The sequence below is a fragment of the Streptomyces chengmaiensis genome, from assembly GCF_029846775.1.
GTDB classification, from domain to species: Bacteria; Actinomycetota; Actinomycetes; order Streptomycetales; family Streptomycetaceae; genus Streptomyces; species Streptomyces chengmaiensis.
In genome coordinates this window covers 1-26052 of record NZ_JARWBG010000036.1, presented here as the reverse complement: position 1 = coordinate 26052, position 26052 = coordinate 1, and the positions used below count along the sequence as shown (strand labels likewise).

Genomic DNA, 26052 nt, shown 5'->3' with positions numbered 1-26052 from the left:
CAGTGCCCTGGAGCATGGCAGCGCCGACAAAAACAAGCAAGCATGCTTGCTTTGATTTNCATGGCAGCGCCGACAAAAACAAGCAAGCATGCTTGCTTTGATTTCTAGTGCCGCGACCGGCAATGTTTGCCCGTCAAGGAGCGTCGTCCGGTGCGTGCGATCGCAAGGCGGCCGGAAGCCCTCGTAGCGGAGCTACTTGGGCTTTTGGCCAACGCAGCGAGCGTGCGTGCAGGGCGGCGCGACAGGGCAAAGCTTGCCGGGAGGGGCACTAGCCCTTTCCGGCCACCTGCGTCCGCACCGCTCCCATGCTCGCCGCGATGACCAGCGCGATCGCCAACGCGTCGACGAGCGAAAGGGCCTGATGCAGCACCAGGAACCCGGCCCCCGCGGCGATCGCCGGCTCCAGGCTCATCAGCACGGCGAAGGTGGAGGCGGGCAGACGGCGCAGGGCGAGCAGTTCGAGGGTGTAGGGCAGGACGGACGACAGCAGTGCGACCGCGAGGCCGAGGACGAGAACGGCGGGTGTGATCAGCGTCGTCCCGGCCTCGGCGACGCCCAGCGGCAGGGTGAGCAGCGCGGCGACGCCGATGGCCAGCGCCAGGCCGTCCGCCTGCGGGAAGCGGCGGCCGGTGCGGGCGCTGAAGACGATGTACGCGGCCCACATCGAGCCCGCGGCGAGCGCGAAGGCCGCGCCGACGGGGTCGAGGCGGTCGAAGCCGCCGCCGCTGAGCAGCACCACGCCGCCCAGGGCGAGCCCGGCCCAGACGAGGTTGACCCAGCGCCGGGAGACGATGACGGAGAGGGCGAGCGGGCCGAGCACCTCGAAGGTGACGGCCGCGCCGAGGGGGATGCGGTCGGCCGCCTGGTAGAAGAGCGTGTTCATGGCCGCCATGGCGGCGCCGAACGCGACGACCGTGCCCCAGTCGGCGCGCGAGTGCCCGCGCAGCCGGGGGCGGCAGACGGCGAGCATCACCAGGGCGGCGAGCCCCAGCCGCAGGGTGACGACGCCGAGGGCCCCGGCGCGCGGCATCAGCAGCACGGCGACGGCTGCGCCGAACTGCACGGACAGGGCGCCCGCTACGACGAGCGAGACGGGCCCGAGGGACGGCCCTCCGCGCCGCCCGCCCTGCCCGGCCCGCCCACTCTGGCCACCCTGCGCGCCGCGCCCGCTCTCCGTGACCCCTGCGGGCCGTCCGGCCTGCCCCGCCTGCTGCCCCGCCTGGCGGGCCGGGTGCGCGGGCCCGGCCGCACCCCTCGTCGCTGTCTCGCTGTTCACCCGCCCCACGGTAGGGACTGCCGCGTCCGCAGTGAAATGTCTATTGGTCTGCGGTTATGCTTGTGAAGCATGAGCATCGAGGTGCGTCATCTGCGTTGCTTCCTCGCCGTGGCGGAGGAGTCCAGCGTGACCCGCGCGGCGTACCGGCTCGGCATCACCCAGCCCGCGGTCTCGCGCACACTGGCCGCGCTGGAACGGGCCCTCGGCGTACTGCTCGTAGACCGCTCCACCCACCATGTGGCACTCACGGCCGAGGGCAGGGCCTTCCGCGACAAGGCGGCGGCCGCGGTGGCCGCGTTCGACGAGGCACTCGACACGGGGCGGCTGCGCCGCTGGCCGCTGCGGCTCGGCCACGCCTGGTCGGCGCTCGGCCCGTACACCACTCCCCTGCTGCGCCGCTGGCAACAGGAGCACCCCGAGACCCCGCTGGAACTCCTCCGCATCGACGACATCACGGCGGGCCTGACCCGCGGCGAGGTGGACGCGGCAGTGCTGCGGGGCCCGGCGGACGTCCCCGGCCTGGTCACCGAGCTGCTCTTCACGGAGCCCCGCGTCGCCGCGCTCCCCTCCGACCATCCGCTGGCGGACCGCCCGTCGCTCACCCTCACCGACCTCGCGGCGCTCCCGGTGATCCTCAACCCGGTCTCCGGCACGACGACCCTCGACCTGTGGCCGCCCTCCGCCCGGCCGGCCGCCGTGCTGACCGTCGCCAACACGGACGACTGGCTCACCGCGATCGCGGCAGGCCGCGGCGCGGGCGTCTCGGGCTCATCGACGGCCGCGCTCCACCCGTACCCAGGCGTCACCTACCGCCCGCTCCCGGACGCCCCCGACATCCCGGTCCTCCTGGCCCACCGCCAGGGCCCGGCCCACCCGGCGCTCCCCCAACTGTCCACCCTGGCACACGAGGTGACGTCGGAACGGCATACGTGACCCGCCTCAGGCATCCCCTCCCCAGCCCTGCTCAAGCCGGGCCAGGCAGCCGGTGAGCGCGAGCACCGTGCGGGCGAGACGCCGGGCGTAGTCGACGGCCTGGGTGAGGCCGGCGCCGGTCAACTGCTCATCAAGACAACGGTGAGCCCGGGCGACGCCGCCCAGCGCGGCGGCCAAGGCGTCGTCGTTGCGCGGGTACGCGGCGATCCGGTCGCTCACGACGGGAACGAGCCACATCACATGTCCGCGCAGCCGCAGGGTCAGCTCATGCAGCCCGTCGTACGCGGGCACATCGGCGGTACAGGCCAGCAACCGCTCGGCGTCCACCCGCATCCCCGCCGTACTGAGGCTCGTCGGGTTCGCTGCGGGGTTCATGCGTCGCTCCCGGTGGTGTGGGGGTGGTTACGGAGCTCGACGTTGCAGTCCACGGCCTTCGACCGGTCCCCGGCGGCGAGCGCTGCGGCACGCTGCTGGGCCAGGGCCGCGCAGACACCGCATCCGGGCGCGGGGTCGGGGACGTCGCCGGGAGGCAGCAGGTGGACTGGGAGCGGTCCGTACACGGTCACGACGCTCCCCTCGCTGCCGGGTGGACGGTGCGCGGGTGCGACAGCCGCGGCTGGTTCAGCAGGCGGGACAGATGTGCATACACGTGCTCGGCCTCGACGCGGGACAGGACGAGATCGGCTTGACCCTGCGGCCTGTCGACGCACCACAAGTCCAGTGGTACGCGGATCTCTCCGGTGTCGGCATCGCCCATGGGCGGCGCGCCCGGACGCGGTGAGGCATGCCAGGTTGTGGCCATCAGCTCTCCAGGTATCGGCTTTGACGGGCCGTCACCGTACGATCGCTACCACGCGGTAACGGGGACAGGACGTCCCCGCTACCCCCGGTGTCCCCCTACCCTGCTTCGCGCAGACCGATCCGCCCTGCCAACCTCGCCGCCTCCGGGCGCAGCGCCCGAGGCACATCCCGCCACAGCTCGGCCACCGCCGTACGAGCGGACGGCGTGTACTCGACCGTCTCCGCCCCGATCCGGTGCGCGAGCTGCATCACATGCAGCGCGGCCGTGTGGTCCCCCCGTTGCAGATGCCCACGGGCGACCTCCACCCACAAGCGCGCTCGCCGCTCCACCGAGGGCATCTCGTCCGGGTCGACGTCGTTCGCCGCGGAAAGCGCCTGGCGACTGGTCTTCAGATCGACCGCCACGCTGATCTCGTGGAAGTCGACGTTCGCCCGGCCGAACACGGTGGACGGGTGCACGTACGAGGCGGGCAGCGACTTCGCCACCTGATCACCGGCGCCCCAGTAGCGCCACGCGTCTCCCGACCTGCCGTCCCGCGCCGCCGTGACCGCGGCGTGCAGTTGGAGCGCGCCGTAGATGCCGCGCCAGTCATCCGGAGCGTCGTCGAGGTGGGACCGGATCAGTTCGGCGGCCTCCGTCACCACCCCAAGGGCTTCATCCGGATACGCGGTCTCACGCAGGATGTTGCCCATGTTCCAGGCGGCGGCCGCGATCGCAGCCGGTTGGTCCGCATCCCGCGCGGCCGTCATCGCCCGGTCGGCGACCACCCAGGCCAGCTCCGCTGGGGCGATATAGGCGGTGGCCTGCCCGGTGAGGCGGTAGACGTCCGAGACCGCGACGAGCGCGGCACGGCGCTGGTCGCCGTCGAGTGCCCGGGTCGCGTTCTCGGTGTCCCGGATCAGTGGTGGGAGCAGTTTGAGGACCTCGGTGCGGTTGCGGCTTGAGGTGTGCCAGAGCCGCCACGTCTGGTCGACGCGTCCCTGCAGCCCGGCCACATCGGGCTGCGTTGCAGATGCGGTGAGGGAGAGGCGCGTGTTCATGACGGTGTCCCAGATCGCGGGCATGGCCGGATGCTGAAGACGGCCAATCGGCACGGTCTGGCCGACTTGAGTCGAGCCGGTCAGCGCGGAGGCGTCGGAGAGCTGGAGTGCGGCGGCCAGACGTAGTACGAGGTGGTTGGCGCGCAGCTCCCGCTCGCCTGACTCGATCTTCTTGAGCCAGTCGGGGCCACGGCCGCACATCCCGGCGAGCACGGCTCGGGACATGCCCCGGGATTCTCGGAGGAGTCGGATGCGTTCGCCGGTGCTGAGATCCTCGGGGATGTCCATGGTGCCCCTTCTCCGTGTGCCGTTTCAGTCAGAGTAGGGGCGGGGCTGTGGTCCCGGGAATGAGGAACTGGCAGGGTTCGGCCCGCCGAGATCGTCGTCACGGAGTCCCGATGAGCAAACGCACCCGCCGCATCGACTACTGGCAGGCCCCGGACGCCCCCAAGCCGACCAGCCGCAAGACGTCGGCGTCCGTGTTCGTCCGTGACGACCAAGGGCGGCTGCTGCTGCTCAAGCGAGTGGACAACGGCCTGTGGACCATTCCCACGGGCGGGGTCAAGAAGGGCGAGACCGTCGGGCAGGCGGGGGTACGGGAGTGCCGCGAGGAAACCGGCCTGGAGGTCGAAGTCATCGGGCTGGTCGGGGTGTTCTCGACACCGGACCATGTCATCGCCTACTGGCACGGCGACAGGATCGACGAAGTGCGCCAGCCCATCAACATCTGCCTGCGCGCCCGCGTCGTCGGGGGCCGCATCGCACCCGACCCGTCCGAAGCGGCGGAGGTCAGCTGGGTGGCCCCGGCCGAACTTGACGGCTACCCGGTGCACCCTGCGCTTCGGGCGCGTATCGACCACGGCCTGCGTTCGACGGAGCCGTACATCTCCTGAGGCGTACATCCCGCACGAGCCGGGCGGCGAGTTCCGGCACCCGCGTCAGCCAGGCCCATCAAGCCCGCCAGGCCGGTCAGGAACCTCCACCGCCCCCTCCTCCGGCAGCGCGTCCGCCAGCAGCTCCGCCAGGTGCCGCCCCCGCACGCCGCCCAGCTGGTCCAGCTGCGTGCGGCAGGAGAAGCCGTCCGCCAGGACCGCCGCGGAGGGGGCCGCGGCCCGCACCGACGGCAGCAGCTGTTCCTCCGCGCAGGCCGCGGAGACCTCGAAGTGGCCCTTCTCGAAGCCGAAGTTGCCCGCGAGCCCGCAGCAGCCGCCGCTCAGCTCGCCTGTCAGGCCGGCCCGCTCCCGCAGGCGGCGCTCCGCCGCGTCGCCCAGCACGGCGTGCTGGTGGCAGTGGGTCTGGCCGACGACGGGGCGGTCGAGGCGCGGTGGCGACCAGTCCGGCTGGGCGCACTCCTCGAGGCCCTGGGCGAAGGTGCGCACCAGGGCCGCGAGGCGGCGTGCGCGGGGGTCGCCGGTCAGCAGTTCCGGGAGGTCGGTGGTGAGCGCCGCCGCGCAGCTCGGTTCCAGCACCACCACCGGCACGCCCAGATCGAGCAGCGGCTCGACCGCGTCCAGGGTGCGCCGCATGACGGTGCGCGCCCGCCGGAGCTGGCCCGTGGAGACATACGTCAGCCCGCAGCACACCCGCCCCTGGGGCAGCACGACTCCCACGCCCGCAGCCTCCATCACCCGTACCGCCGCACGCCCCACCTCCGGTGAGAGGTGCTCGGTGAAGGTGTCGGGCCACAGCACCGCCGTACGGCCTTCGGCGAGCACCGTCTCCCGGTCCCGCTGGCGTCTGCGCAGCCAGCGCCGGAAGGTCTCCCCCGCCAGCCGTGGCAGCTGCCGCTCGGGCGCGATCCCGCCGAGGCGTTTCGCGACCGCCGCGAGCGGTCGCACGCCCGCCGCCGCGTTGACCGCGTCCGCCAGCGGCGCGGCCGCCCGCAGCCACTGAGGCAGCCGGCCCATCGCGTAGTGGGCGGCGGGCCGCAGCCGCCCCGCGTAGTGGTGGTGCAGGAACTCCGCCTTGTACGTGGCCATGTCCACGCCCACGGGACAGTCGCTGCGGCAGCCCTTGCAGGACAGGCACAGGTCGAGCGCCTCCCGCACCTCCTGCGACCGCCAGCCGTCCGTCACCACCTCGCCCGCGAGCATCTCGTGCAGCAGCCGCGCCCGCCCGCGCGTGGAGTGCATCTCCTCGCCCGTGGCCCGGAACGACGGGCACATCACCCCCGGACCGCCGCCGGTCGCCGCGGCCCGGCATTTGGCGACCCCGACGCACCGCCGCACCGCCGCCGAGAAGTCCCCGCCGCCCCGGCCGTCCTCCGGGTAGCCGAACTCGACCGCCACCCGCTCCCGCGGCAGCACCTCGAAGCGCAGATGCTCGTCCAGCCGGTCGGGCCGGGCCAGCATGCCGGGGTTGAGCCCGCCGTCCGGGTCCCACAGGTCCTTGAAGCGGCCGAAGAGCCCCACGAGTTCGTCCCCGTACATCTTCGGCAGCAGCTCGGCCCGTGCCTGCCCGTCGCCGTGCTCCCCCGACAGCGATCCGCCGTGCGCGACGACCAGCTCCGCGATCTCCTCCGAGAAGGCCCGGAACCGCGCCACGCCGCCAGCGCTCAGCAGATCGAAGTCGATGCGGACATGGATGCAGCCGTCGCCGAAGTGCCCGTACGGAGTGCCGCGCAGCCCGTGCGCCGCCAGCAGCGCCCGGAAGTCCCGCAGATACGCGCCGAGCCGCGCGGGAGGCACCGCGCAGTCCTCCCAGCCCGGCCAGGCCTCTCCGCCGTCCGGGGTCCTGGTGGCGGTCCCGGACGCGTCCTCCCGTACGCGCCAGAGCGCCCGCATCCCGGCCGGGTCGTCCACCACCGCCGTGTCCAGCGCGTCCGACGCCTTCGCGACGGCCTCCGCCCGCGCCCGCGCCCCGGCCGCCGTGTCTCCTCCGGTCTCGACGAACAGCCAGGCCCCGCCCCGCGGCAGCGACCGGACCCCCGGCACCAGGTCCTCGGCCATGCCCTCGACGGTCAGCGGCCCTAGCGGCAGCAGCCCCGCCGCGGCCTCGGCCGCCGCGCTCTCGTCCGGGTAGCCCAGCACGGCGAGCGCCCGCGCGCGCGGCGCGTCCACCAGGCGCACAACGGCCTCGGTCACCACCCCGAGTGTGCCCTCGCTGCCGCAGAAGGCCCGTGCCAGGTCGACGTCCTTCTCCGGCAGCAGCGCGTCCAGCGCATAGCCGGAGATACAGCGCGGCAGATTCTCCGGGTATCCGGTCCGCAGCAGCGCGAGATTCCCCCAGGCCAGCTCCCGCACCCCGTCGGGCCCGCCGCCGAAGCCGCGCGCAAGGCGGTGCGCGGCGCCCCGGTACGTCAGCACGTCCAGCTCGGCGACGTTGTCCGCGGTGGTGCCCCAGGCCACGGAGTGCGCGCCGCAGGAGTTGTTGCCGATCATCCCGCCGAGCGTGCACCGGCTGTGCGTGGACGGGTCGGGGCCGAAGGTCAGTCCGTACGGGCGTGCCGCGTCCCGCAGTTCGTCAAGGACGAGGCCCGGCTGCACCACCGCCGTATGCGAGTCCGGATCGATTCCCACGATCGAGTCCATATGCCGGGTGAAATCCAGGACGACGCCGACTCCCGTGGCCTGCCCGGCGATGGAGGTGCCCCCGCCGCGCGGCACGACGGGCGTGGCGTGCGCACGGCACACTTCAAGGGCCGCGGCGACGTCGGCGGCGTCCCGCGGCGCGACGACCCCGACCGGGACGCGCCGGTAGTTGGAGGCGTCCATCGTCGTCAGGGCGCGGGCGGCGGCGCTGAAGTCCACCTCGCCCCGAACGGCCCGCGTCAGCTCCTCCGCCAGCCCGCGCGCCGGGCCCCGTGCCTGCTGTTGCGTCATGTGCCCAGCATGCCCACGTGCGGAGCGTCACACCTGGAGGCGATGCCGACCCTGCCGAGAACCGCCTCCCGCGGCCCTCAACCCCCCTATATTGACCCCCACTTCGTCAGCGACGCACGGCACCACACCACGGCACCACGGCGACCCGCGCCCGCGCCCGACCCGCACCACGGCACGGGACGGCACCCACAGCTCCACGGCACGGCGCGGCACCACAGCTCCACGGCTCCACACCACAGCCCGCTACACACCCCGTCTACGCCCCGTCACCCCGGAAGGCCAGACATGTTGACCGGCACCGACGAGCAGCGATGACCCGCGTCGCGACGCCTCAGCCCCGCGCGCCCCACGCCCTCAAAATCGTCGTCGCGGGCGGCTTCGGGGTGGGCAAGACGACGATGGTGCGCTCCGTCAGCGAGATCCGTCCGCTGCACACGGAAGAGCCCATGAGCCGGGCGGCGAGAATCCGGCGGAAGATCGCGACCACCGTCGCCCTCGACTTCGGCCGTATCACCCTGGACGGCGCCTCGGACGCCGTCGGGGGCGGCCACACGGTCCTGCACCTGTTCGGCGTGCCCGGCCAGGAACGGTTCTGGTTCCTTTGGGACCGCATCTTCAGCGGCACGATCGGCGCGGTGGTCCTGGTGGACACCCGGTGCCTGGCCGACGCCTGGCCCGCGATCGACCGTCTGGAGCATCTGGGGATGCCGTTCATCGTGGCGGCCAACGACTTCGGCGGGCCGTTCGAGGGCGAGGAGAGCATCCGCGCGGGGCTGGGGCTCGGGGACGATGTGCCGATGGTGGAGTTCGACGCGCGCGACCACTCGTCGAGCAAGTTCGTGCTGATCGCGCTGGTGGACCATCTGCGGAAGCTGTCGGGCCGCCGCCCGACGTGACGCGTCCCGGGCGCGCGACGCGTGATGCGTGAGCGGATGCGTGCGGAAGCGTGTGTACGCCTGTGTACGTGTGCGGAAGCGCGTGCACGTGTGTGTATGTGCGTGTACGTGTGCGTCTCAGCCGCCGGACCGCGTCACCGCGCGCCCGGCAGAACCGATACGCTCGCGCCCGTGGCTGAGATCCGGATTCCCGCTGACATCAAGCCCGCCGACGGCCGTTTCGGCGCGGGCCCCTCCAAGGTGCGCACGGAGGCGCTGGACGCGCTGGCCGCCACGGGCGCCTCTCTCCTCGGCACGTCCCACCGCCAGGCTCCGGTGAAGAACCTGGTCGGCGAGGTGCGCGAGGGCGTACGGGAGCTGTTCTCGCTCCCCGAGGGCTACGAGGTGATCCTCGGCAACGGCGGCTCCACCGCCTTCTGGGACATCGCGACGCACGGTCTGATCGACAACAAGTCGCAGCATCTGTCGTTCGGTGAGTTCTCGTCGAAGTTCGCCAAGGCGGCCAAGCTCGCGCCCTGGCTGGCCGAGCCCACCGTGATCTCCTCCGAGCCGGGCACCCACCCCGAGCCGCAGGCGGAGGCGGGCGTCGACGTCTACGCCTTCACCCACAACGAGACCTCGACCGGCGTCGCGGCCCCGATCAAGCGCGTCGACGGCGCGGACGAGGGCGCGCTGGTGCTGGTGGACGCGACGTCGGGCGCGGGCGGTCTGCCGGTCGACATCGCGCAGACGGACGTCTACTACTTCGCCCCGCAGAAGTCCTTCGCCTCGGACGGCGGCCTGTGGATCGGCGTGTTCTCCCCGGCGGCCCTGGAGCGGGCCGGGCGCATCCACGCGTCGGGCCGCCATGTTCCGGAGTTCTTCAGCCTGCCGACCGCGATCGACAACTCGCGCAAGAACCAGACGTACAACACCCCGGCGCTGGCCACCCTCTTCCTGCTCAACGAGCAGCTGAAGTGGCTGAACGGCCAGGGCGGCCTGGCCTGGTCGACGAACCGCACCGCCGCCTCCTCCCGCACGCTCTACAGCTGGGCCGACGCCTCCAAGTACGCGACCCCGTTCGTGACGGACCCGGCCAAGCGCTCCCAGGTCATCGGCACGATCGACTTCGCGGACGAGATCGACGCCGCGGCGGTCGCCAAGACCCTGCGGGCCAACGGCATCGTGGACACGGAGCCGTACCGCAAGCTGGGCCGCAACCAGCTGCGCGTGGCGATGTTCCCGGCGGTCGACCCGGCGGACGTCGAGGCCCTGACGGCGTGCGTGGACTATGTGATCGAGCGCCTCTGACGTTCGCAGTGCACTGCACTACGAGGGCCCGCCGCCACGGCGGGCCCTCACTCGTACAGGTGACCGTACGGAGAACGGACACGGCAGGGCGTATCCGCCTACGACGATGGTCTCGACACCAGCCAACAGGAGGCCCTCATGTCTGCCGCAGCAGTCGAGCACCCCTGTCACGACGAGCCGGTGACCCTGCTTGAGGCAGCGGACAAGCTGACTGAGCAGCTTCCCGGCTATCGCGTCGAGATCATCGGAGGCATTCTCACCGCGACCCCGCCCGCCGACGGTGCCCATGCTCGTGGCCTGACGAAGCTGATGCGTCCCTTCATGATGGCCGGCCTCGACGGCGGCGAAACCGAAGTGCTGCAGAACGTAGGACTCTGGCTGCCCGGCGGCCCGGAGGACTTCGCCATCCCGGACCTCGCGCTCGTCGACGCAGACTTCGAAGAACACCACGTCAAGAGCAACTGCTATGACCCGGTCTGCTTCCGCCTCGCCCTAGAGGTCACCTCCAGCAACTACCAGCAGGACCTCCGCGACAAGGTGGCCGCCTACGCCGAGGCGCAGATCCCCGTCTACGTGATCATCGACGGCAAGCACGGCCGTATCCACGTCCTGACCGAGCCGAACCCCGCCGAGCGGACGTACGACACTCACCGCGTCGCCGCCCCCGGCGAGCAGATCACACTCCCCGAGTCGATCGGGGCGGAGGTCAAGCTGGACGTCGAGGCGCTCCTCCGGGGAGCCACGCCCAAGAAGTCCTGAGCCAGCCTCACCAAGGTCACCAACCCCACCGGCCTCACCAGACTCACCGGCCTCACCGGCTCAGTCGCTGGAAGCGGCGGACCGCCAGCGGCAGGCAGACCGCGGTGACGGCCGCCGGCCAGACCACCGCCATCAGCACGGCGTGCTCCTGGATCCAGCTGCCGTCGCTCGCCACCGGGTTGCCGAAGAGCTCGCGCGTCGCCGTGGCCGTCGAGGAGATCGGGTTCCAGGCGGCGACCACGCCCAGCCAGTCCGGCATCGAGGACGGCGGGACGAAGACGCTGGAGACCATGGTGAGCGGGAAGACCACCGCGTAGAGGCCGCCGGCGGCCTCCGGGCTCGGGATGAGCAGGCCGAGCCAGACGCCGACCCAGATCAGGCAGAACCGCAGGAGCAGCAGCAGCGCGAAGGCTCCGGCGGCCGCGGCAAGGCCGCCGTCCGCGCGCCAGCCCATCGCCAGGGCGGTCGCCGCCAGGATCGTCAGCTCGGCGCAGGCCACGATCAGATCGTTCGCGCCCCGGCCCGCGACCACCGCGGACGGCGCCATCGGCATCGAGCGGAAGCGGTCCACGACCCCCTTCGACGCGTCCGTGACCATCGTGATCGCGGTGTTCATCAGACCGAAGGCCATGGTCATCACAAACATGCCGGGCAGCAGGAAGTCCCGGTAGTCCCCGCCGCCCGGCGGCTTCATCGCGCCGCCGAAGACATACCCGTACAGCAGCACCGACACGATCGGGAAGCCCAGCTGCCACACAATGTACGAGGGCTGGCGCAGATAGTGGGTCAGGCCGCGGCGTACCACGTTCCAGCAGTCGGCCAGGGCCCAGTAGGCCCTGCGGCCCGGTCCTTCCTCGCCCGCGTACACCGCCCGCAGATCGACGCTCATACGGCTGCCCCCTCGCTCTCCGTGCGCTCCGTGCGCTCCGTGCGCTCCGTGCGGTGTGTGCGCTCCGTGCGGTGTCCGGTCAGCCGCAGGAACACCTCGTCCAGCGACGGCCTGCGCAGCCCGATGTCCTCCACCGCGACGCGCTCCTCCTGGAGCGTCCGGGCGACCTCCGTCAGCGCCGCCACCCGGTCGCCGCTGACCGCGGCGTGCACCCGGCAGCCCCTCTCGTCCGTGGTCGTCGCCGTCGCCGTCGCCGTCATCGCCGTCTCTGGCTCCGTGCCCGCGTCCGCGACGCGCGCGACCGCCTTGACCGCCGCCGGAAGGTCCGACGGCTCGGCGACCACCACCTCGATGCGGTCCCCGCCGACCCGGCGCTTCAGACCGTCGGGAGTGTCGTCCGCGATCGCCCGCCCCTGGTCGAGGACGGTGATGCGGGAGGCGAGCCTGTCCGCCTCGTCCAGATACTGCGTGGTGAGCAGTACGGTGGTGCCGCCCGCCACCAGCGCCCGCACCGCGTCCCACACCTCGCCGCGCCCGCGCGGATCGAGCCCGGTCGTCGGCTCGTCCAGGAACAGCACATCCGGCGCCATGATCATCGACGCGGCCAGGTCCAGCCGTCGCCGCATGCCGCCGCTGTACTCACCCGCGCCCTTGTCGGCCGCTTCGGTCAGGTCGAAGCGCTCCAGCAGTTCGGCGGCGCGCAGCCGCGCCCGCCTGCCGCCGAGATGGAACAGCCGGCCGAACATCTCCAGGTTCTGCCGCCCCGTCAAGAGCTTGTCCACCGCTGCGTACTGGCCGGTCAGGCCGATCCGGCTGCGTACACGGCGCGGGTGGCGCGCCACGTCCACGCCCGCCACCTCGGCGCGTCCGCCGTCCAGCCGCAGCAGCGTGGTGAGCACGCGCACCGCCGTCGTCTTGCCCGCGCCGTTGGGCCCGAGCAGCCCGTGCACGGTGCCCTTGCGCACCGCCAGGTCGAACCCGTCGAGCGCGCGTGTGTCCTCCCCGTACTGCTTCTCCAGCGCCTCCGCCAGCACCGCGTATCCGCTCACTGAACCCCCTCGCTCGCATCGTCAAACGCAACTGAGTACGGCGTACGAGATTGAGAGTACACCGTACTCAGTTTCTGTCCAGCGCATTAGGGTGAAGCCATGACGACGACCGAAACGAGCGGCAGCGGCGACGTCGCGCGCAGCCTGGAGCTCCTCTGGGGCACCGGCGAGCGCCCCACCCGCGGCCCCAAACCAGGCCTCAGCCTCGACCGGATCGTCACGGCCGCGATCACGGTGGCCGACGCCGAGGGCCTGGCCGCCGTCTCGATGCGCAGGCTCGCCGCCGAACTGGGCGTCGGCGCGATGTCGCTCTACCGGTACGTCCCCGGCAAGGCCGAGCTGCTCGACCTGATGCTCGACAGGGTCCAGGGCGAGGCAACCGAGGGCGCCTCGACCCCGCCCCCCGGCGAGATCGACTGGCGCGAGGCCATGGAGAAGCTCGCCCGCGGCCATCTGGCCCAGTACCGCGCCCACCCCTGGCTGCTGAAGGTCAACCAGGCCCGTACGGTGCTGGGCCCCAGCGCTGTACGCGGCCTGGAACTCGCCCTCGCCGGGCTGCGCGGCATGGGTCTGAGCGACCCCGAGACGATCTCCGCGATCATCAGCGTGCAGAGCTTCGTCCACGGCATCGCCCAGATGGAGCTGCAGGCCGCGGAAGCCGCGCAGCAGACGGGGTTGAGCGACGAGGCGTTCTGGGAGGGGCAGCGCCCGTTCCTGGAGCGGGCCATGATGAGCGGCGAGTATCCGCTGATGGCCTCCCTGTCGAAGGACGCGTTCGCCGAATTCGACCACTTCGGCTTCGGGCTGCGCCGCCTCGTCGCCGGCTTCGAGACCCTCGTACGCGAACGGGCGGAGCAGCGGAGCGCCGGCAGCCCCGGGCCCGCGAGCGGATGACGTCCGCGCCGGGCCGTGCCTTCATGGAGACATGCGCCATAGAGACACGAGCGGAGGCGGCGGAAGCAGCGGAGGCGGCAGAGGCAGCAGAGGCGGCGGAGGCAGCAGCACACCGGCCCTGACACCCTTTGTCGAGCAGTGGGCCGCCCTGCTGACCAGTCATAAACGCGACGGCACAGGCGTCGGCACGCCCGTCAACATCGTCGTCGAAGGCGACCACGCCTACGTCCGCACTTACGCGAAGGCCTGGAAGGCGAAGCGGATGCGGAACGATCCGGACATCGAACTCGCGCCTTCGACGATGCGCGGCACGCCGACCGGCCCGCCGATCAGGGCCCGCGCCCGGCTGCTCGACCAGGGCAGCGAGGAGAACGCGCACGCGGCGAAGCTGCTGGCGCGCAAGTACCCCGTCACGCACGGGCTGCTGGTGCCGCTGGCGCACAAGGTGAAGCGGGACCGGACGCTGCACTACGAGGTGCGCCCCCTCTCGAGGAGCTGATCACTCCGCGGGCTCGGCGCGCCGACCCCGAGGCTCGGCCCCTGGGGATCGAGGCTCAGCCCGTGGGCCTTGCGGCTCAACCCTTGGGGCTCAGGGGCTCGGCGCAGGGCTCAGCCTTTGCGGCCCACAGCCCCTGCGCTAGCCCTTGCGGCTCACAGCCCGTGCCCTAGCCCTTGCAGCCCACAGCCCGTGGGCTAGCCCTTGCGGCGCATGCCGCGCAGCCACAGCACGAGGGCCCCGAGGCCCGCGGCGGCGACGAGCCCGTACGTCAGATTCCGGTCGCCGTCCGAGGAGGACGCACCTCCTTCGGCCGCACCCCCGCCCTTCCCCTTCTCGCCCTTCTCGCCGTTCTCGTTCCTCCCGCCGTTCTCGCCCGTCTCGCCGTTCTCCGTCTTGTCCTGCCGCCCCTCCAACTCCACGCGCTGGACGGTGCTCTGCACCCCTTCCGTGCCGAACATCAGTGCGCTCCCGTCAGGGGTGTACGCGACGGATTCGGCCTGCCGCTGGATCGGCGCGCGCACCCTGCGGTCGGCGCCGGGCCGGCCGTCCTTCCACTCGTACGCTCGGGCGCTGAAGTAGGAGCGCAGCAGCAGCTCGCCGCCGTCGGGGGAGAACGCGCCGTCGGTCACCCAGGGCACTTCGGCGATCCTGCGGAAGACGTTCGTCCCGGAGGCGGTGAGCGTGGCGGGCCCCTCGTACAGCCCACCGCCGTCCTCGTTCTTGGAGGCGATGTAGACGCGCCCGGTGGCGGGGTGCACCATCAGCGCCTCGGCGTCCCGCGCCCCGTCCTCGTACCGGACGGTGTACTGCGTCGCCCGCACGGTCAGTTCGGGGCTGAGCTTCTCCGGCTCCGGGAAGCGGTAGATCCAGACGTGGTCCCAGCCGCCGCCCAGGTTGTCGCCGATGTCGCCCACGTAGACGTCTCCGTCCGGCCCGACGGAGACGGCTTCCATGTCGCGCGGCTCGCCGACCCCGCGCATGGCGACCCGTGCGACGGTCTCACCGGTCTCCGCGTCGACGGCGTAGAGGTAAGGCCCCTCGTCCTGGTCGTTGTGCGTCCAGTAGACACCCGGGTGCCGCTTGCTCGCGGCGAGACCACTGGACTCCGTGATCCGTTGGTCCTTGATGGTGAAGGACGAGTCGTCGGCGGCGGCGGCGCCACATCCGGTCAGCACGGTTGCGGCGGCGAGGGCAGCGGAGAAGGCTGCCGAGGCGGCGACGTACGAAGGCGAACGCATTCCCCAAGCCTGCCATCCCCTGCGGTCGGTGTCGGCGCGTCCTCCCACGCGCTTCGACACCCCGGATGCATCCTCTCCAAACCACCCCATACCCGACATATACAGGCAGCCCATGACCCAGACCTCAGCCGTCAGCCACCCGCCCGAATCCACCGCCGCCCGCCTGCTCGCCCCGTCCCGGTTGCGCGACCTCATCTGGCTCGGCTCCGTGGCCGGGGCGTTCACCGTCCTCCAGCTCGTGCTCAGCGTGCCCGGGACCGGGCTCGGCTGGGACGAGACCGTGTACGTGAGCCAGGTCAGCCCCGATGCCCCGGCGGCGTTCTTCAGCGCCCCGCGCGCCCGCGGCATCACCTTCCTCGTGGCCCCCATGACGGTGCTGACCTCGTCGGTCACCGCCCTGCGCGTCTATCTGGCACTGCTGTCCGGGGCCGCGCTGCTGCTCTCCCTCTGGCTGTGGCGCCCGCTGCTGCCAGTGCGTGTGCTGGCACTCGCCGGGGTGCTGTTCGCCACCCTGTGGATCACACTCCTGTACGGGCCTCAGGTCATGCCCAACCTGTGGGCCGCCTACGCGGCCCTCATCGCCACGGCCTGCTTCCTGCGCGCGGCCGGGGTTCCGTCGGACCACAGCACCCAGGCGGCCCCCTCGGCCCCGTCGCTCCAATGGACCTCCGCCGACGGCACAACAGCCTCCACCGCACGAGAGCTCACCGACTACCTCCGCCCCCGCGGCCGGAACACCGCCGCCCGCCGGGCGCTGCCGGGCCTCGCCGCCGCGATCGCCTGCGCCGCCCTCCTGCGCCCCACCGACGCCTTCTGGCTGGCACTCCCCCTCGCCGTCGCGACCCTGTGCGTACGGCGCTGGCGACGCCGCCCCGCGCTGCTGCTGGCACTGGTGGCCGGAGGGGCGATCGGCTGCGCGCCATGGGCGGCGGAGGCGTACCTCAGCTACGGCGGGCTGCTGCCGCGGCTGCACCGAGCCAGCGAGATCCAGGGCGAGCTGGGCTGGAACGTCGCCGTCGACGACCAGGTCCGGGCGCTGGCGGGCCGCACGCTGTGCCGCCCCTGCGACGTGCCGTGGCGGGACCCCCTGACGGCACTGTGGTTCTTCGCGCTTCCACTGCTGGTCATCGGCGGGTGCCTGGCGGCCCGCCGCACCCCGCAGCGCACCGCGCTCAACATGGCCGCCCTCACCGGCTTCTTCGCCGCGTTCCCCTATCTGCTGCTCATCGGCTACGCGGCGCCCCGCTTCCTGCTCCCGGCCTACGCGCTGCTGGCGCTCCCCACGGCATACGCCCTGATGCACCTGGCGCGCACCGTTCGCCCGCGCAGCCTGGTCGCCGCGGGCCTCGTCCTGGCCCTGGCGGCCCATCTGACCGTCCAGTACCTGACCCTGACGCGGATCACCGCCCGCTACCGTGAGGACGGGGTCGCCTTCACACGCATCTCCGCGGAGCTGAACCGCCTGGGCGTACGCCCCCCGTGCGTCGTCAACGGCACGGAATACGTCCGCATCGGCTTCGGCACGGGCTGCTCCTCCCGCCAGACCGGCGGCCACGACGGCTCGATCACCGTGGCCGGCCTCGAGGATCTGGCCCGCCGTATGCCGATGGCGGTCATCGTCCGCGAGGACGCGACGGTCCCCCGCTACGCCCGCACCTGGACCGCCCACCCCCTGCCCGCTCTGCCCGGCAAGGGCGAACTGACCGCCTACCTCTCCCCGTCGACAACCTCCGCGCCCCCGCCTGCCGCGTCCGCACTCTCCCCCTCCGCGCCCTCCCCCTCGGCACTCTCCCCCTCGGCGCGCTTCCCCTCGGCGCTCTCCCAGTCCGCGCTCTCTCCACCCGCGTGGCGAGCCTCACATCGCTGAGTCGACCGACGATCGGCGAGGATGTTACCCATGCGTTTTCTGTTCGTCGGCGACAGCATGACCATCGGACGCGCCGGCGACTTCACCTGGCGCTACCGCATGTGGCAGCACCTCTCCCGGCTGTCCGACGGCCCGTACGAGATCGTCGGCCCCCGCACCGGGCTGTACGACCACGCCACGACGGCCGCCACCTCCGACGCCTACGCCGACCCCGCCTTCCCGCCCCCGGCCCGCCGCCACCTCGCGGGCTGGGGCGAGGGCTGGCTCCATATGGCCCCGGCCATCCGCGAAGCGGCGACCGCCGCCCGGCCGGACATCCTGCTGGTCTCCCTGGGCCTGATAGACCTCGGCTTCTACACCAACAGCACCCAAACCATCGCCAACACCCACCACTTCATCGCCGAAGCCCGCGCGGCCAACCCCCACATCCGCCTGGTGCTGCTCCCGGTCATCCCCAACATCCGCGCCACGACGGACGCCCCGTTCGCCGCGGAGTGCGCCCGCTTCAACGAACTCCTCGCCAAGACGACGGCGGACCTCTCCACCCCCGCCTCCCCGATCCTCCTGGCCTCCGTCCCCCCGTCGTACACCCTCACCACCGACACCTACGACGGCACCCACCCCAGCCCTGCGGGCGAACACAAACTGGCCGCGGCCTTCGCCGACGCCATGCACCAGGCCTGGGGCCTGGGTGGGCCCTACCAGCCCGCACCCACAGGTGCCAGCCCCTCCCGCACGGCTCCACACCGGCGGCAGCACCCTATCACGGCCAGGGACATCAAGCCCACATGAGCCACGCCCACGCCAGGAAAGTTCCGAGGAACGCCGCAGAGAGCTGCAAGCGGCAGCAATGATTTACCACACCCATGTCAGCACCAGCATCGCCCCGTAGGAGGCCGGCAAGGAGCTGAGCAGTCAGCTTCGGTGGAGAATTCCGCCTGCCGTGACCGAACAGGGCTGTTGCAAAGTCGCGTGATCTTGTGAGTTTGCTGGTCAGGGCAGGCCGATGAGGTCGAGCGGCCGGGTGTGGGGCCTGTAGGAGAGGTGGCGGAGGCGGCGGCGATGTTGCGGTGTCCGGCCCGGCGGAGGGTGCTGATCGCGTGGTTGCGCAGGCCGGCCATGACGCGGGGTAGGTTGCGGGTGCGGATCTTGGAGTCGTCCTCGTGGAAGGTGCGGTCACGGGCGTGGTGGAGTTGGTTCTCGATGCCCCAGTGGGAGCGGGCCAGTTGACCGAGTCGCTGCGGGGATGCTTCCTTCGAGGCCAGGTCGGTGACGGCGTAGATGGTCTTGCGTGTGAGCCAGCCGGTCGTGGCGTCGGTGCGGAACCGCATGATTCGTGCAGCCTGGACGACACCGGGAAAGTCCACGCCGAAGCCGGTGACCGTCAGAGCCTTCACGCCCCGCAGCTCGCGCCGTCCGTGCCCGACATCGCGATCCGCGTGGCGGGCGGTGACGTGCTTCCAGGGCAATGAGCGCAGGGTCTTGAACAGGGTCGGCTGGTTGTCCTTGACGACCAGGAGGAAGCGGGCACCCTTCTCGTGAAGGAAATGGACGTGACCGCGCTGGGTGTGCAGGGCATCAGCGGTGACCACGACGCCTGCCAGGTCGTAAGGGGACAGCAGCCGGGTGAAGCATGCGATCTCGTTGGTCTTGTCCGGAACCCGGAGCTGGGCGACCGTCTCGCCGCGGCGGGTCATCGCGGCGAGGAGGTGAGCGGCCGGTGCGGCACGGCGGCGGGAGCCGCGAGCCGTCTTCCCGTCCACGGCCAGCGCGTCCGTCCCGGCCGGGTCGGTGCCCAGCAGGTCGACGAGGCCCCCGGGACAGGCCGCGGAGAACACTCGGCGGATCGTGGCACCGCTTGGGGGGATACGCACGGCAAGTGCCGTCGCGACCCGGGCGCCGAGCCGGGTCAGGGTGTCCTGCGGGGCCTCGGCGGCCCACTGACCGATCGCCGCGTAGGACCGGGCACCGGCCAGGACCGCGCAGGCAGCGATCAGCAGCACGCTCACGAACGGGTGACGCACCCCGCGCGGACGGCGCGGGTCGGGCAGTCTGACCAGCCGTTCTGTCAGCGGAAGCCCGGCTAGGCCCGCCAGGGCGGGCAACTTGACCAGGCACGGCGTGACAGACTGACGGCACATCGAAGCTCCGTTGGGTGCAAGAGACTTGGGAAGGTCACTCGCACCAACGGAGCTTCGTTGTGTACGACACGCTCCCCACGTCATCGGCCCCTGAACAGCACCGCCACAAGATCACGTGATTTTGCAACAGCCCTGCGTGACCGAAGTTTCCCGGGAGCTTGGGATCAGCTCGAAGTCCCTGCGGGGCCGACTGTAGAAGGACCGCGCCGCTCAGGACACCGGACGCGGTTCTGTCTCCGAGCGCCCCATGTAGCGGCGGGTGCCGGTGCACTCGTCGTTCTGCTCGTCCAGAACGGTGCCGACCAGATGGATCAGGGCGGTGCGGTCGGGGAAGATGCCGACCACGTCGGTGCGACGCCAGCCCTACTTGTTCAGCTGCTCCTGCGAGTTGTTCAGCCAGATCTGCCGCCAGAACTCGTGTGGGAACACGGTGAACGCCAGCAGGTCTGCCTGCGCGGCGTCGAGATCCCCGGTAGCCTTCGGGAGCTTCGCCTCCAAGGCTTCCAGGACGTGACGCATCTGCACGTGCCCTCGGCGGCCTCCACGAGACGTGACCCGGCCGTGTATCAACCTCGGTGCGGCCAGGCCGAATGACACCTGCGCGTCCATCGGTGCGACACCGCCAGGACCCCGCATGCGAACATTCATTCTAAGATCGGATAGTGTTACGGCTAGTACGGCAATCAGCTAATGCGGCACCCAGTTAGGGTCGGCGTGAAAGTGCTGGCGTGTGTGACTGTGCCGTTTCTCGAACTGTTCCATCCCGTGGGGGGGAAACGTGAACGTGTCGCCACCGTCGTTCTGGAGTCGACGCCGGGTAATCACCGCGCTGGCCGGTGCCGCTGCCGTCCCGGCTCTTCCGTCAATCATCAGCTTGAGCACCAGGCCTGCCTATGCCACTGATGCAGACACCCCGGCTGCGGGCAGCTTGCCCGACACCGACCGGGGCAAAGCGGTATGGGCGTACAAGACCGGAGGACGCGCCGTTCGCGAGGCTGCTGCCGCAGCCCTTGTCGGCTCTCCTCCGGCCGTCTCCAACTTCTTGGCCAACGAGCTGCCGATTGCGAAGGCGGACGACAACCGCTTCGCCGTTCTTGCAGCGCTTCCGTACGCAGACAAGTCGGTCAGGGAGTCAGCCAGCGCCGCCTTGTCCGCCGGAGACGAGGCGATCGCCGCTTACCTGCGAGACGGCTTCGTGCAACCTGTCGAGACGGACCTGCGGGCGGCGGTGTTCACTGTGATGAACAACAGCGGCCCCGGTGTGAAGCGGGAGGCCAGGAAGGCTCTGGACACGGGCACCGAGTCGGCCTTGAGGAAGTTCCTGGAGGAGACCCGGTTCACCGCTCAGCAGGAGGACGAGAGGGTTGAGGTCTTCGCCATCCTCAACGCCGCTTCACCTGAGGTGAAGAAGTACGCCGAGCGCGCGTTGAGCGACGGTTCGCCCAACGCGATCCACCAGTTCCTTGCTTCCGGGCAGTTCATCGCGCGAGCGCGTGACGAGGAGACCGCGACGATCGACCAGCTGGTCGAGATCGTGGAACGTGAGGGCAGGAGGGCGAAGCTCCAGACAGAACAGGCGGTTGCTGCGTCCAATCGCGCGAAGGAAGCAGCCGAGAAAGCGAAGGCCGCCGCTCTCAAGGCCGCGGAGGAAGCAGCTGCGGCACAGAGTGATGTCCGCAAGTCGGCACAGGCTGCCAACGACGCCGCGAGCGCCGCGCGGGGTGCCGCAAGCGCCGCCAACACTGCCATATCGGCTTCCCGCACCGCGCAGGCTGCCTCGAGTCGAGCGGCGCAGGCTTCGCAGGCCGCGGCCGCGGCGGCAGCCGCGGCCGGTAACGCGGCGTCGCGCGCTTACAACGGGGCGATCGCTGCCTCCAAGGACGCCTCCAAGGCTTCGGCTGCGCGTCAGGCCGCGCAGGGTGCGCGTGACGCTGCAAGCCGTGCGCGGACCGCTGCCGCGGCCGCCGATCAGGCGGCTGTTGCTTCTCAGCAAGCGTCCTCTGCTGGTTCTGCGGCCGCGAGTGCGGCCCAGAACGCTGCTGCGGCTGCCAACGCTGCCGCCTCAGCGGCCGCCTCCGCTGGTGTCGCCCAATCTCAGGCCGCGAAGGCGAAGCAGGCAGCTGCCGAGGCTGACGCGGCAGCCGCACGGGCCACCAAAGCCGCAGGCACTGCCAGGACGCTGGCGGACAGGACCGCCAGCGCCGCCCGCGTAGCGCGTGACGCCGCCAACAGTGCCGCCGCGCACGCGGAGAAGGCAGCGGTGGCGGCCGAGGACGCCGCCGCGAACGCTGGCAAGGCGATCGAGTACGCCGAGCGGTCCAAGGCCTACGCAGAGGCTGCGGTACAGGCCGCGACTACCGCCTCCAACGCGGTCAAGGAAGCCCAGGCCGTCGAGCAGGCGGCGCGTGCGGCGGAGATCGCCCGCATCGCTGAGGACACGGAACTCGGAGTCGAGGAAGCCCGCCTCAGAGCCCAGGCCGAGACCGAGGAACTTAACCGGGCTGCCAGGGAGCGCACGCAGGCGGACAAGACCGCCACCGACATCAAGAACCTCATCGCTGCTGCCGACGCGGCGCTGCGGGACGGAGACACAGCCGCAGCTGTCACGGCGGGCCGCAAGGCAGCCATCGGGCTGCTTGTCTCTCAGGGCACCTGGACCCGGCAGGCCGCCGAGTTCGCTCTCGCCGGCACCGACCACGACGTCATCAACTGGATCGATGCCGACCGACTTCTTGCCGAGCAGCAGGACGACCGGGAAACCGTTTTGGCCGCGGCCAAGGCGGGCACGGCCGCCGTGGCCGAAGCGGCACACGCTGCTCTGGCCAGCGATGACCCCAACGCTGCACGCAACTTCCTCACTGTCGGGGTCATTGAAGCAGCAGCCACTCAGAACCGCGTCGCGGTGTTCGAGATTCTGAACCAGAATCCAGGGAAGGCCGTCAAGGCCAAGGCCCAGGCGGCCCTGGCAGACGGAAGCGCTATGGCGCTGCACCGCTTCCTCACCGTAGAGCTGGCGGAGGCAGTGAAGGAGGACGACCGCGTCGAGGTGTTCAGCCTCCTTGATTCAGGCGGCCCCTACATGAAGTCGGCTGCGCAGATCGTTCTGGAGGGCACAGCCCTCATGCGGAGGAGTTTCGTCGTCCGGGACAAGTTCAACATCGCCCGGCTGGACGAAGATCACACCACTCATGTCGCCGCTATGCGCGCGGCCATCGCCCACGCTGCCAAGGTCGCGGCTCAGGCACTCGTGGACGCGGCCCTCGCCTCCAAGGCGGCCGCGGATGCCCGCCAGGCCGCTGCCGACGCAGCCGAGTGGGCGGAAAAGGCGACGGACCACGCGAAGGACGCCGCGAACTTCGCTGACCAGGCAAAGACACACGCTGATGCCGCTGACGCATCGGCCGCAGCAGCAGCTCAGTCGGCGGCCAAGGCGACCCAGGCGGCGTCCGTGGCTCGAGGTGCGGCCCGTTCGGCGAACTATTCGATGAGACAGGCCGTATCTTCCGCAGCGCAGGCCGTTTCGTCCGCGTCGGCTGCGCAGACCTCCGCTACTGCGGCGCAGTCCTCCGCCGTTCAGGCCGGGCACGACGCGAAAGCGGCGGCTGACGCCGCCAGTGACGCGCTGAAGATCGTGACGACCAAGCGAAAGGACGAAGCGGCCGAGGCTGCAAAGAAGGCAGCCGAGGAAGCGAAGAGGAACCAGGAAAGCGGGACCGACCCGTCTCAGACCTCCGACAGCGACAAGCCCTGGTATGTGGATCGGGGTCTGTGGCCTGAGGACGTCAGCAGTGATAAGGAATGGGCTTCTGTCCTCGGGCACTGGAGCACGATCGCTGGCACAGCCTCAGTGGTGGTCGGCGGACTCGCCCTGATACCGTCACCGGCCTCACCTGCCCTTGGGACAGCTGCTCTTGTGCTTGGCGCTGCTTCCCTGACTCTCCAGGGCGGGAGTGCCTACTACACCGGACAGGCGTACGGCTGGAGAAGTGCGGAGTTCCACTCTGCCGTCGGGGTGTTCATACTCGGCGCCGCATTCTTCGGCAAGGGCCGCCTTTTCGATAAGTTCGGCTTGGCTGAAGAAGTCGGTGCCACGGTCTCCGGCCTCGCCGAAGATGTGACGACCGCGGTCATCGGCCTGCTGACCTGGTAACGCAGAGACACCTGACGGTGAGGCGGAGACGTCAGAACGCTCCTCCCTCATCGCCCCACCGGGTGCATAAACCGAGAACAGCGAGGAATTGTGCTGACATCCCATTTGTCTATTACGGGGTGGTGGGTACTCTCCGCTCTCTCCGGAGTCGCCCTGGGGATTGCCGCAGTTTCCATGGCCACTACTCGACGGCAAAAACTGGCGGCACTCGCCGTCCCCTTGGCCGGCGCGGCAAGTGCCGCCGGGCAGTCAGCGGCCCGCGACTATGAGAGCAAAGACGCACTTTTCATCTTCACGCTGATCGCGCTAACAGTGGTGATCACGAGGGTCATCTTTGCCAGATGGTTCGCTCGCCAGAAGGCTCGGCAGCGGGCAGGTCAACCAGCGGACGACAATGCCAACAAACAGGCGGCCGTGTTCCTCGTTACTTTTGCGGTCGTCCTGGCGGTGGTTGCCTTTCTTATCGGTTGACTCCACTCCGCCGCAAGCGGCGAGCCCGGAACTAAGGTTCCGCTTAGGGCGCCTGTGCGCGCCCTCACCTCTTGGGCCGCTACCAGACGGTCGCGACCTTGAAGAACGGAAGAGAAGGGTTCTACTTCTCTCTCTGATTTCTGAAGGAGTAAGTATGAAGCTTGTACATCGCATTATCGCGACGGCTGCGGCGGCCGCAGCGTGCATTGCCACTGCCTCTACCATGGTGTCTGCCACCGAGGCATCGGCTTCCGGTGAAGCTGCCACCAGCGAACTCCCGCCCTACCCCGTCGAAGACTTCAGCTATCCGGATGCCGACAGAATCCAGGCTGAACTCGGCCTCGTCCTCAAGCGCGGTGACGGACACATTACGCTCGCCGACTGCTCCTCGGCCAGCGGACTGCTCGAGGTGTACTCACGGACCAAGGGCAAGATCTGCTTCCGCGTTACCGGAAAGAGCGGTCACCTAAGCCTCGAGATTCCCACGGTCTATGGAGTGAGGGGCGGTGCCTCTCACCAGACCGATGTCACACTGACTGCTGAGGGCAGCGAGCAGAACATCAGCGTTGCCTCGAGCGAGTGGAAGGCCGTCGGGGAGACTGCCGACCCGCAGCGCCGCGACCACGACCTCATCGGGATCACGACCTCCCAGTAACGGCGAACGGTGAGGCGCTGATCAGCCACACGGCGATGCGGTTCCCCCTGAACCGACTCTGCGCCTTGTCCAGAAGGCACAAGGCAAGTGGGGGCCTCTCTCCACTGCCCGATCTCCTCGACCGCTTCAGGTCGCAGCGAGACCACTCTGACTCACCTACCGGAGAACGTCATGTCGCACACGCGCACACGCGCAACCTGGATCGGCGGCGCCGCCGCCACAGCGATAGCCATCGGTCTGCTCAGCTCGCCCTCACAGGCCCTGCAGGGAACCAATGCGGACGCCGCTTCCTACGGCTACACCGCGCAGATCGTGATCGGGGATTCCAGCCGCGCATGCACCGGCAGCCTGGTGGCCCCGCAGTGGGTCCTCTCCGCCGCGAGCTGCTTCGCCGACTCGACGGGCAACGTCCCCAGCAAACCTCAGTCCCTCACCACCGTTACCCTAGGCCGCCCGGACCTGGAGCAGAGCACGACCGGCGCTGTCCGGAGCGCGGTCGAACTCGTCCCGCACCCCGACCGGGACCTGGTCATGGTGAAGCTGGCCACCCGCGTCAACAACGTTCAGCCCATCGCTTTGGCCAGCACGCCGGCCGCCAGCGGGGAGAACCTGCGCGCGGCCGGATTCGGACGCACGAAGACCGACTGGGTACCCGACCGGCTCCATACAGCTGCCTTCACCGCCGGTACCGCCAGCGCCAGCACCGTCGATCTGGCGGCCGTCGGCGACTCGGTCATCTGCAAGGGCGACGCCGGCGGCCCCGTCCTGCGCGAGGCGGGCAGCACGCGTCAGCTGGTGGCCGTCACCAGCAGGTCCTGGCAGGGCGGCTGCCTCGGCACGCCCGCCTCCGAGACCCGTACCGGAGCGGTGGCGACCCGGATCGACGACGTGCACCCGTGGATCACGAGCACCGCGTTCGCAGCGCAGGGCGACCTGACCGGCGACAAGATCGCCGACCTCAGCGCAGTCTGGGGCGACGGCACCTTGCATGCCTACCCTGGCAAGGGCAACGGCCAACTCGACGCCCACATCCCGCAGCTCGGCGGCACCACCTGGTCCACCGTCAAGCAGATAACCAAGGGCGATTTCACCGGCGACGGCGTCGCCGACCTGATGGCCATCTGGGGTGACGGCACCCTCCACATCTACACCGGCAAGGGCAACGGCCAACTCAACACCCAGGTACCGGTCACTCTCGGCGGGAACACCTGGAGCACCATCAAGCACCTTGCCGCCGGTGACTTCAACAAGGACGGTATCGACGACCTGATGGCCATCTGGGGTGACGGCACCCTCCACATCTACACCGGCAAGGGCAACGGCCAACTCAACACCCAGGTACCGGTCACTCTCGGCGGGAACACCTGGAGCACCATCAAGCA

General features: G+C 70.5%; 23 protein-coding genes and 1 pseudogene. 13 read left to right on the top strand and 11 right to left on the bottom strand.

Annotated elements, in window-relative coordinates; translation table 11 throughout:
• Positions 1-268: 268 nt before the first annotated feature.
• Positions 269-1276: an EamA family transporter gene (locus QCN29_RS25495; protein ID WP_279931066.1), complete on the bottom strand. Its 1008-nt coding sequence runs from the start codon at positions 1274-1276 to the stop codon at positions 269-271.
• A 69-nt stretch (positions 1277-1345) separates the two neighbouring features.
• Here QCN29_RS25495 and QCN29_RS25490 point away from each other — a divergent pair, with 69 nt between their 5' ends.
• The gene (locus QCN29_RS25490) at positions 1346-2209 is read left to right on the top strand and encodes a LysR family transcriptional regulator (protein WP_279931064.1); all 864 of its coding nucleotides are present in this window, start codon (positions 1346-1348) and stop codon (positions 2207-2209) included.
• A 6-nt stretch (positions 2210-2215) separates the two neighbouring features.
• On the opposite strand, the gene QCN29_RS25485 is transcribed toward QCN29_RS25490, so the two are convergent.
• From QCN29_RS25485 to QCN29_RS25470, 4 genes are all read right to left on the bottom strand, one after another.
• Positions 2216-2584, bottom strand: coding sequence for a DUF6415 family natural product biosynthesis protein (locus QCN29_RS25485; protein WP_279931062.1), 369 nt, complete (start codon positions 2582-2584; stop codon positions 2216-2218).
• Complete coding sequence (locus QCN29_RS25480) at positions 2581-2775, bottom strand: hypothetical protein (protein WP_398859940.1); 195 nt, start codon at positions 2773-2775, stop codon at positions 2581-2583. Before QCN29_RS25480 ends, QCN29_RS25485 begins: the two co-directional genes overlap by 4 nt.
• Positions 2772-3011 (bottom strand): hypothetical protein, encoded by a 240-nt coding sequence (locus QCN29_RS25475; protein ID WP_279931061.1) that lies wholly within the window; start codon positions 3009-3011, stop codon positions 2772-2774. Before QCN29_RS25475 ends, QCN29_RS25480 begins: the two co-directional genes overlap by 4 nt.
• 95 nt (positions 3012-3106) lie before the next feature.
• Positions 3107-4339: a helix-turn-helix domain-containing protein gene (locus QCN29_RS25470; protein ID WP_279931060.1), complete on the bottom strand. Its 1233-nt coding sequence runs from the start codon at positions 4337-4339 to the stop codon at positions 3107-3109.
• A gap of 110 nt (positions 4340-4449) precedes the next feature.
• Here QCN29_RS25470 and QCN29_RS25465 point away from each other — a divergent pair, with 110 nt between their 5' ends.
• Positions 4450-4944 (top strand): NUDIX domain-containing protein, encoded by a 495-nt coding sequence (locus tag QCN29_RS25465; protein WP_279931059.1) that lies wholly within the window; start codon positions 4450-4452, stop codon positions 4942-4944.
• A 45-nt stretch (positions 4945-4989) separates the two neighbouring features.
• Here the strand turns inward: QCN29_RS25465 and QCN29_RS25460 are convergent, their stop codons facing one another.
• Positions 4990-7872 carry an FAD-binding and (Fe-S)-binding domain-containing protein gene (locus QCN29_RS25460; RefSeq protein ID WP_279931057.1) on the bottom strand — a complete coding sequence of 961 codons (2883 nt, stop codon included), beginning with the start codon at positions 7870-7872 and terminating at the stop codon, positions 4990-4992.
• Positions 7873-8183: 311 nt separating this feature from the next.
• On the opposite strand from QCN29_RS25460, the gene QCN29_RS25455 reads away from it, so the two are divergent.
• The 3 genes from QCN29_RS25455 (at position 8184) to QCN29_RS25445 (ending at position 10817) form a co-directional block, all read left to right on the top strand.
• Entirely contained in the window at positions 8184-8768 is a 585-nt protein-coding gene (locus QCN29_RS25455) for a GTP-binding protein (RefSeq protein WP_279931055.1), read from the top strand.
• Between the two features lie 171 nt (positions 8769-8939).
• Positions 8940-10058 carry a phosphoserine transaminase gene (gene serC, locus QCN29_RS25450; RefSeq protein WP_279931053.1) on the top strand — a complete coding sequence of 373 codons (1119 nt, stop codon included), beginning with the start codon at positions 8940-8942 and terminating at the stop codon, positions 10056-10058.
• A gap of 138 nt (positions 10059-10196) precedes the next feature.
• Entirely contained in the window at positions 10197-10817 is a 621-nt protein-coding gene (locus QCN29_RS25445) for a Uma2 family endonuclease (protein WP_279931051.1), read from the top strand.
• 52 nt (positions 10818-10869) lie between these two features.
• Here the strand turns inward: QCN29_RS25445 and QCN29_RS25440 are convergent, their stop codons facing one another.
• Positions 10870-11706, bottom strand: a complete 837-nt coding sequence (locus QCN29_RS25440) for an ABC transporter permease (protein ID WP_279931050.1) — start codon at positions 11704-11706, stop codon at positions 10870-10872.
• Positions 11703-12755 (bottom strand): ATP-binding cassette domain-containing protein, encoded by a 1053-nt coding sequence (locus tag QCN29_RS25435; RefSeq protein WP_279931049.1) that lies wholly within the window; start codon positions 12753-12755, stop codon positions 11703-11705. The genes QCN29_RS25440 and QCN29_RS25435 overlap by 4 nt, the downstream gene beginning before the upstream one ends.
• Before the next feature lie 99 nt (positions 12756-12854).
• Between QCN29_RS25435 and QCN29_RS25430 the strand changes: the two genes are divergently transcribed.
• Positions 12855-13649, top strand: coding sequence for a TetR/AcrR family transcriptional regulator (locus tag QCN29_RS25430; protein WP_279931048.1), 795 nt, complete (start codon positions 12855-12857; stop codon positions 13647-13649).
• 31 nt (positions 13650-13680) lie between these two features.
• Positions 13681-14148 carry a PPOX class F420-dependent oxidoreductase gene (locus tag QCN29_RS25425; protein ID WP_279931047.1) on the top strand — a complete coding sequence of 156 codons (468 nt, stop codon included), beginning with the start codon at positions 13681-13683 and terminating at the stop codon, positions 14146-14148.
• A gap of 194 nt (positions 14149-14342) precedes the next feature.
• On the opposite strand, the gene QCN29_RS25420 is transcribed toward QCN29_RS25425, so the two are convergent.
• Positions 14343-15386, bottom strand: coding sequence for a WD40 repeat domain-containing protein (locus QCN29_RS25420; protein WP_279931046.1), 1044 nt, complete (start codon positions 15384-15386; stop codon positions 14343-14345).
• 112 nt (positions 15387-15498) lie between these two features.
• Between QCN29_RS25420 and QCN29_RS25415 the strand changes: the two genes are divergently transcribed.
• Complete coding sequence (locus QCN29_RS25415; protein WP_279931045.1) at positions 15499-17253, top strand: hypothetical protein; 1755 nt, start codon at positions 15499-15501, stop codon at positions 17251-17253.
• A gap of 30 nt (positions 17254-17283) precedes the next feature.
• Positions 17284-18045, top strand: coding sequence for an SGNH/GDSL hydrolase family protein (locus tag QCN29_RS25410; protein WP_279931043.1), 762 nt, complete (start codon positions 17284-17286; stop codon positions 18043-18045).
• Between the two features lie 77 nt (positions 18046-18122).
• Here the strand turns inward: QCN29_RS25410 and QCN29_RS25405 are convergent, their stop codons facing one another.
• Together QCN29_RS25405 and QCN29_RS25400 are read right to left on the bottom strand one after the other, a co-directional pair.
• Positions 18123-19394, bottom strand: a complete 1272-nt coding sequence (locus tag QCN29_RS25405) for an ISAs1 family transposase (protein ID WP_279931042.1) — start codon at positions 19392-19394, stop codon at positions 18123-18125.
• Positions 19395-19637: 243 nt separating this feature from the next.
• Positions 19638-19916 (bottom strand): annotated as a pseudogene (locus QCN29_RS25400) (transposase); the annotation flags it as partial.
• Between the two features lie 256 nt (positions 19917-20172).
• Between QCN29_RS25400 and QCN29_RS25395 the strand changes: the two are divergent.
• The 4 genes from QCN29_RS25395 to QCN29_RS25380 all read left to right on the top strand — a co-directional run.
• Entirely contained in the window at positions 20173-23544 is a 3372-nt protein-coding gene (locus QCN29_RS25395) for an ALF repeat-containing protein (protein ID WP_279931041.1), read from the top strand.
• A gap of 174 nt (positions 23545-23718) precedes the next feature.
• Positions 23719-24015 (top strand): hypothetical protein, encoded by a 297-nt coding sequence (locus QCN29_RS25390; protein ID WP_279931040.1) that lies wholly within the window; start codon positions 23719-23721, stop codon positions 24013-24015.
• 154 nt (positions 24016-24169) lie between these two features.
• Positions 24170-24670 (top strand): hypothetical protein, encoded by a 501-nt coding sequence (locus QCN29_RS25385; protein WP_279931039.1) that lies wholly within the window; start codon positions 24170-24172, stop codon positions 24668-24670.
• 171 nt (positions 24671-24841) lie between these two features.
• The coding region (locus QCN29_RS25380) for a trypsin-like serine protease (RefSeq protein WP_279931038.1) at positions 24842-26052 on the top strand (1211 nt) is incomplete at its 3' end.

Excerpts from the sequence above, each read along its gene's own strand:
- QCN29_RS25475 (WP_279931061.1), bottom strand. The coding sequence starts at position 3,011 with ATGGCCACAACCTGGCATGCCTCACCGCGTCCGGGCGCGCCGCCCATG.
- QCN29_RS25390 (WP_279931040.1), top strand. The coding sequence starts at position 23,719 with ATGGCCACTACTCGACGGCAAAAACTGGCGGCACTCGCCGTCCCCTTG.
- QCN29_RS25465 (WP_279931059.1), top strand. The coding sequence starts at position 4,450 with ATGAGCAAACGCACCCGCCGCATCGACTACTGGCAGGCCCCGGACGCC.
- QCN29_RS25490 (WP_279931064.1), top strand. The coding sequence starts at position 1,346 with ATGAGCATCGAGGTGCGTCATCTGCGTTGCTTCCTCGCCGTGGCGGAG.
- QCN29_RS25445 (WP_279931051.1), top strand. The coding sequence starts at position 10,197 with ATGTCTGCCGCAGCAGTCGAGCACCCCTGTCACGACGAGCCGGTGACC.
- QCN29_RS25470 (WP_279931060.1), bottom strand. The coding sequence starts at position 4,339 with ATGGACATCCCCGAGGATCTCAGCACCGGCGAACGCATCCGACTCCTC.
- QCN29_RS25385 (WP_279931039.1), top strand. The coding sequence starts at position 24,170 with ATGAAGCTTGTACATCGCATTATCGCGACGGCTGCGGCGGCCGCAGCG.
- QCN29_RS25420 (WP_279931046.1), bottom strand. The coding sequence starts at position 15,386 with ATGCGTTCGCCTTCGTACGTCGCCGCCTCGGCAGCCTTCTCCGCTGCC.
- QCN29_RS25430 (WP_279931048.1), top strand. The coding sequence starts at position 12,855 with ATGACGACGACCGAAACGAGCGGCAGCGGCGACGTCGCGCGCAGCCTG.
- QCN29_RS25405 (WP_279931042.1), bottom strand. The coding sequence starts at position 19,394 with ATGTGCCGTCAGTCTGTCACGCCGTGCCTGGTCAAGTTGCCCGCCCTG.
- QCN29_RS25455 (WP_279931055.1), top strand. The coding sequence starts at position 8,184 with ATGACCCGCGTCGCGACGCCTCAGCCCCGCGCGCCCCACGCCCTCAAA.
- QCN29_RS25485 (WP_279931062.1), bottom strand. The coding sequence starts at position 2,584 with ATGAACCCCGCAGCGAACCCGACGAGCCTCAGTACGGCGGGGATGCGG.
- QCN29_RS25460 (WP_279931057.1), bottom strand. The coding sequence starts at position 7,872 with ATGACGCAACAGCAGGCACGGGGCCCGGCGCGCGGGCTGGCGGAGGAG.
- QCN29_RS25415 (WP_279931045.1), top strand. The coding sequence starts at position 15,499 with ATGACCCAGACCTCAGCCGTCAGCCACCCGCCCGAATCCACCGCCGCC.
- QCN29_RS25410 (WP_279931043.1), top strand. The coding sequence starts at position 17,284 with ATGCGTTTTCTGTTCGTCGGCGACAGCATGACCATCGGACGCGCCGGC.
- QCN29_RS25425 (WP_279931047.1), top strand. The coding sequence starts at position 13,681 with ATGCGCCATAGAGACACGAGCGGAGGCGGCGGAAGCAGCGGAGGCGGC.
- QCN29_RS25440 (WP_279931050.1), bottom strand. The coding sequence starts at position 11,706 with ATGAGCGTCGATCTGCGGGCGGTGTACGCGGGCGAGGAAGGACCGGGC.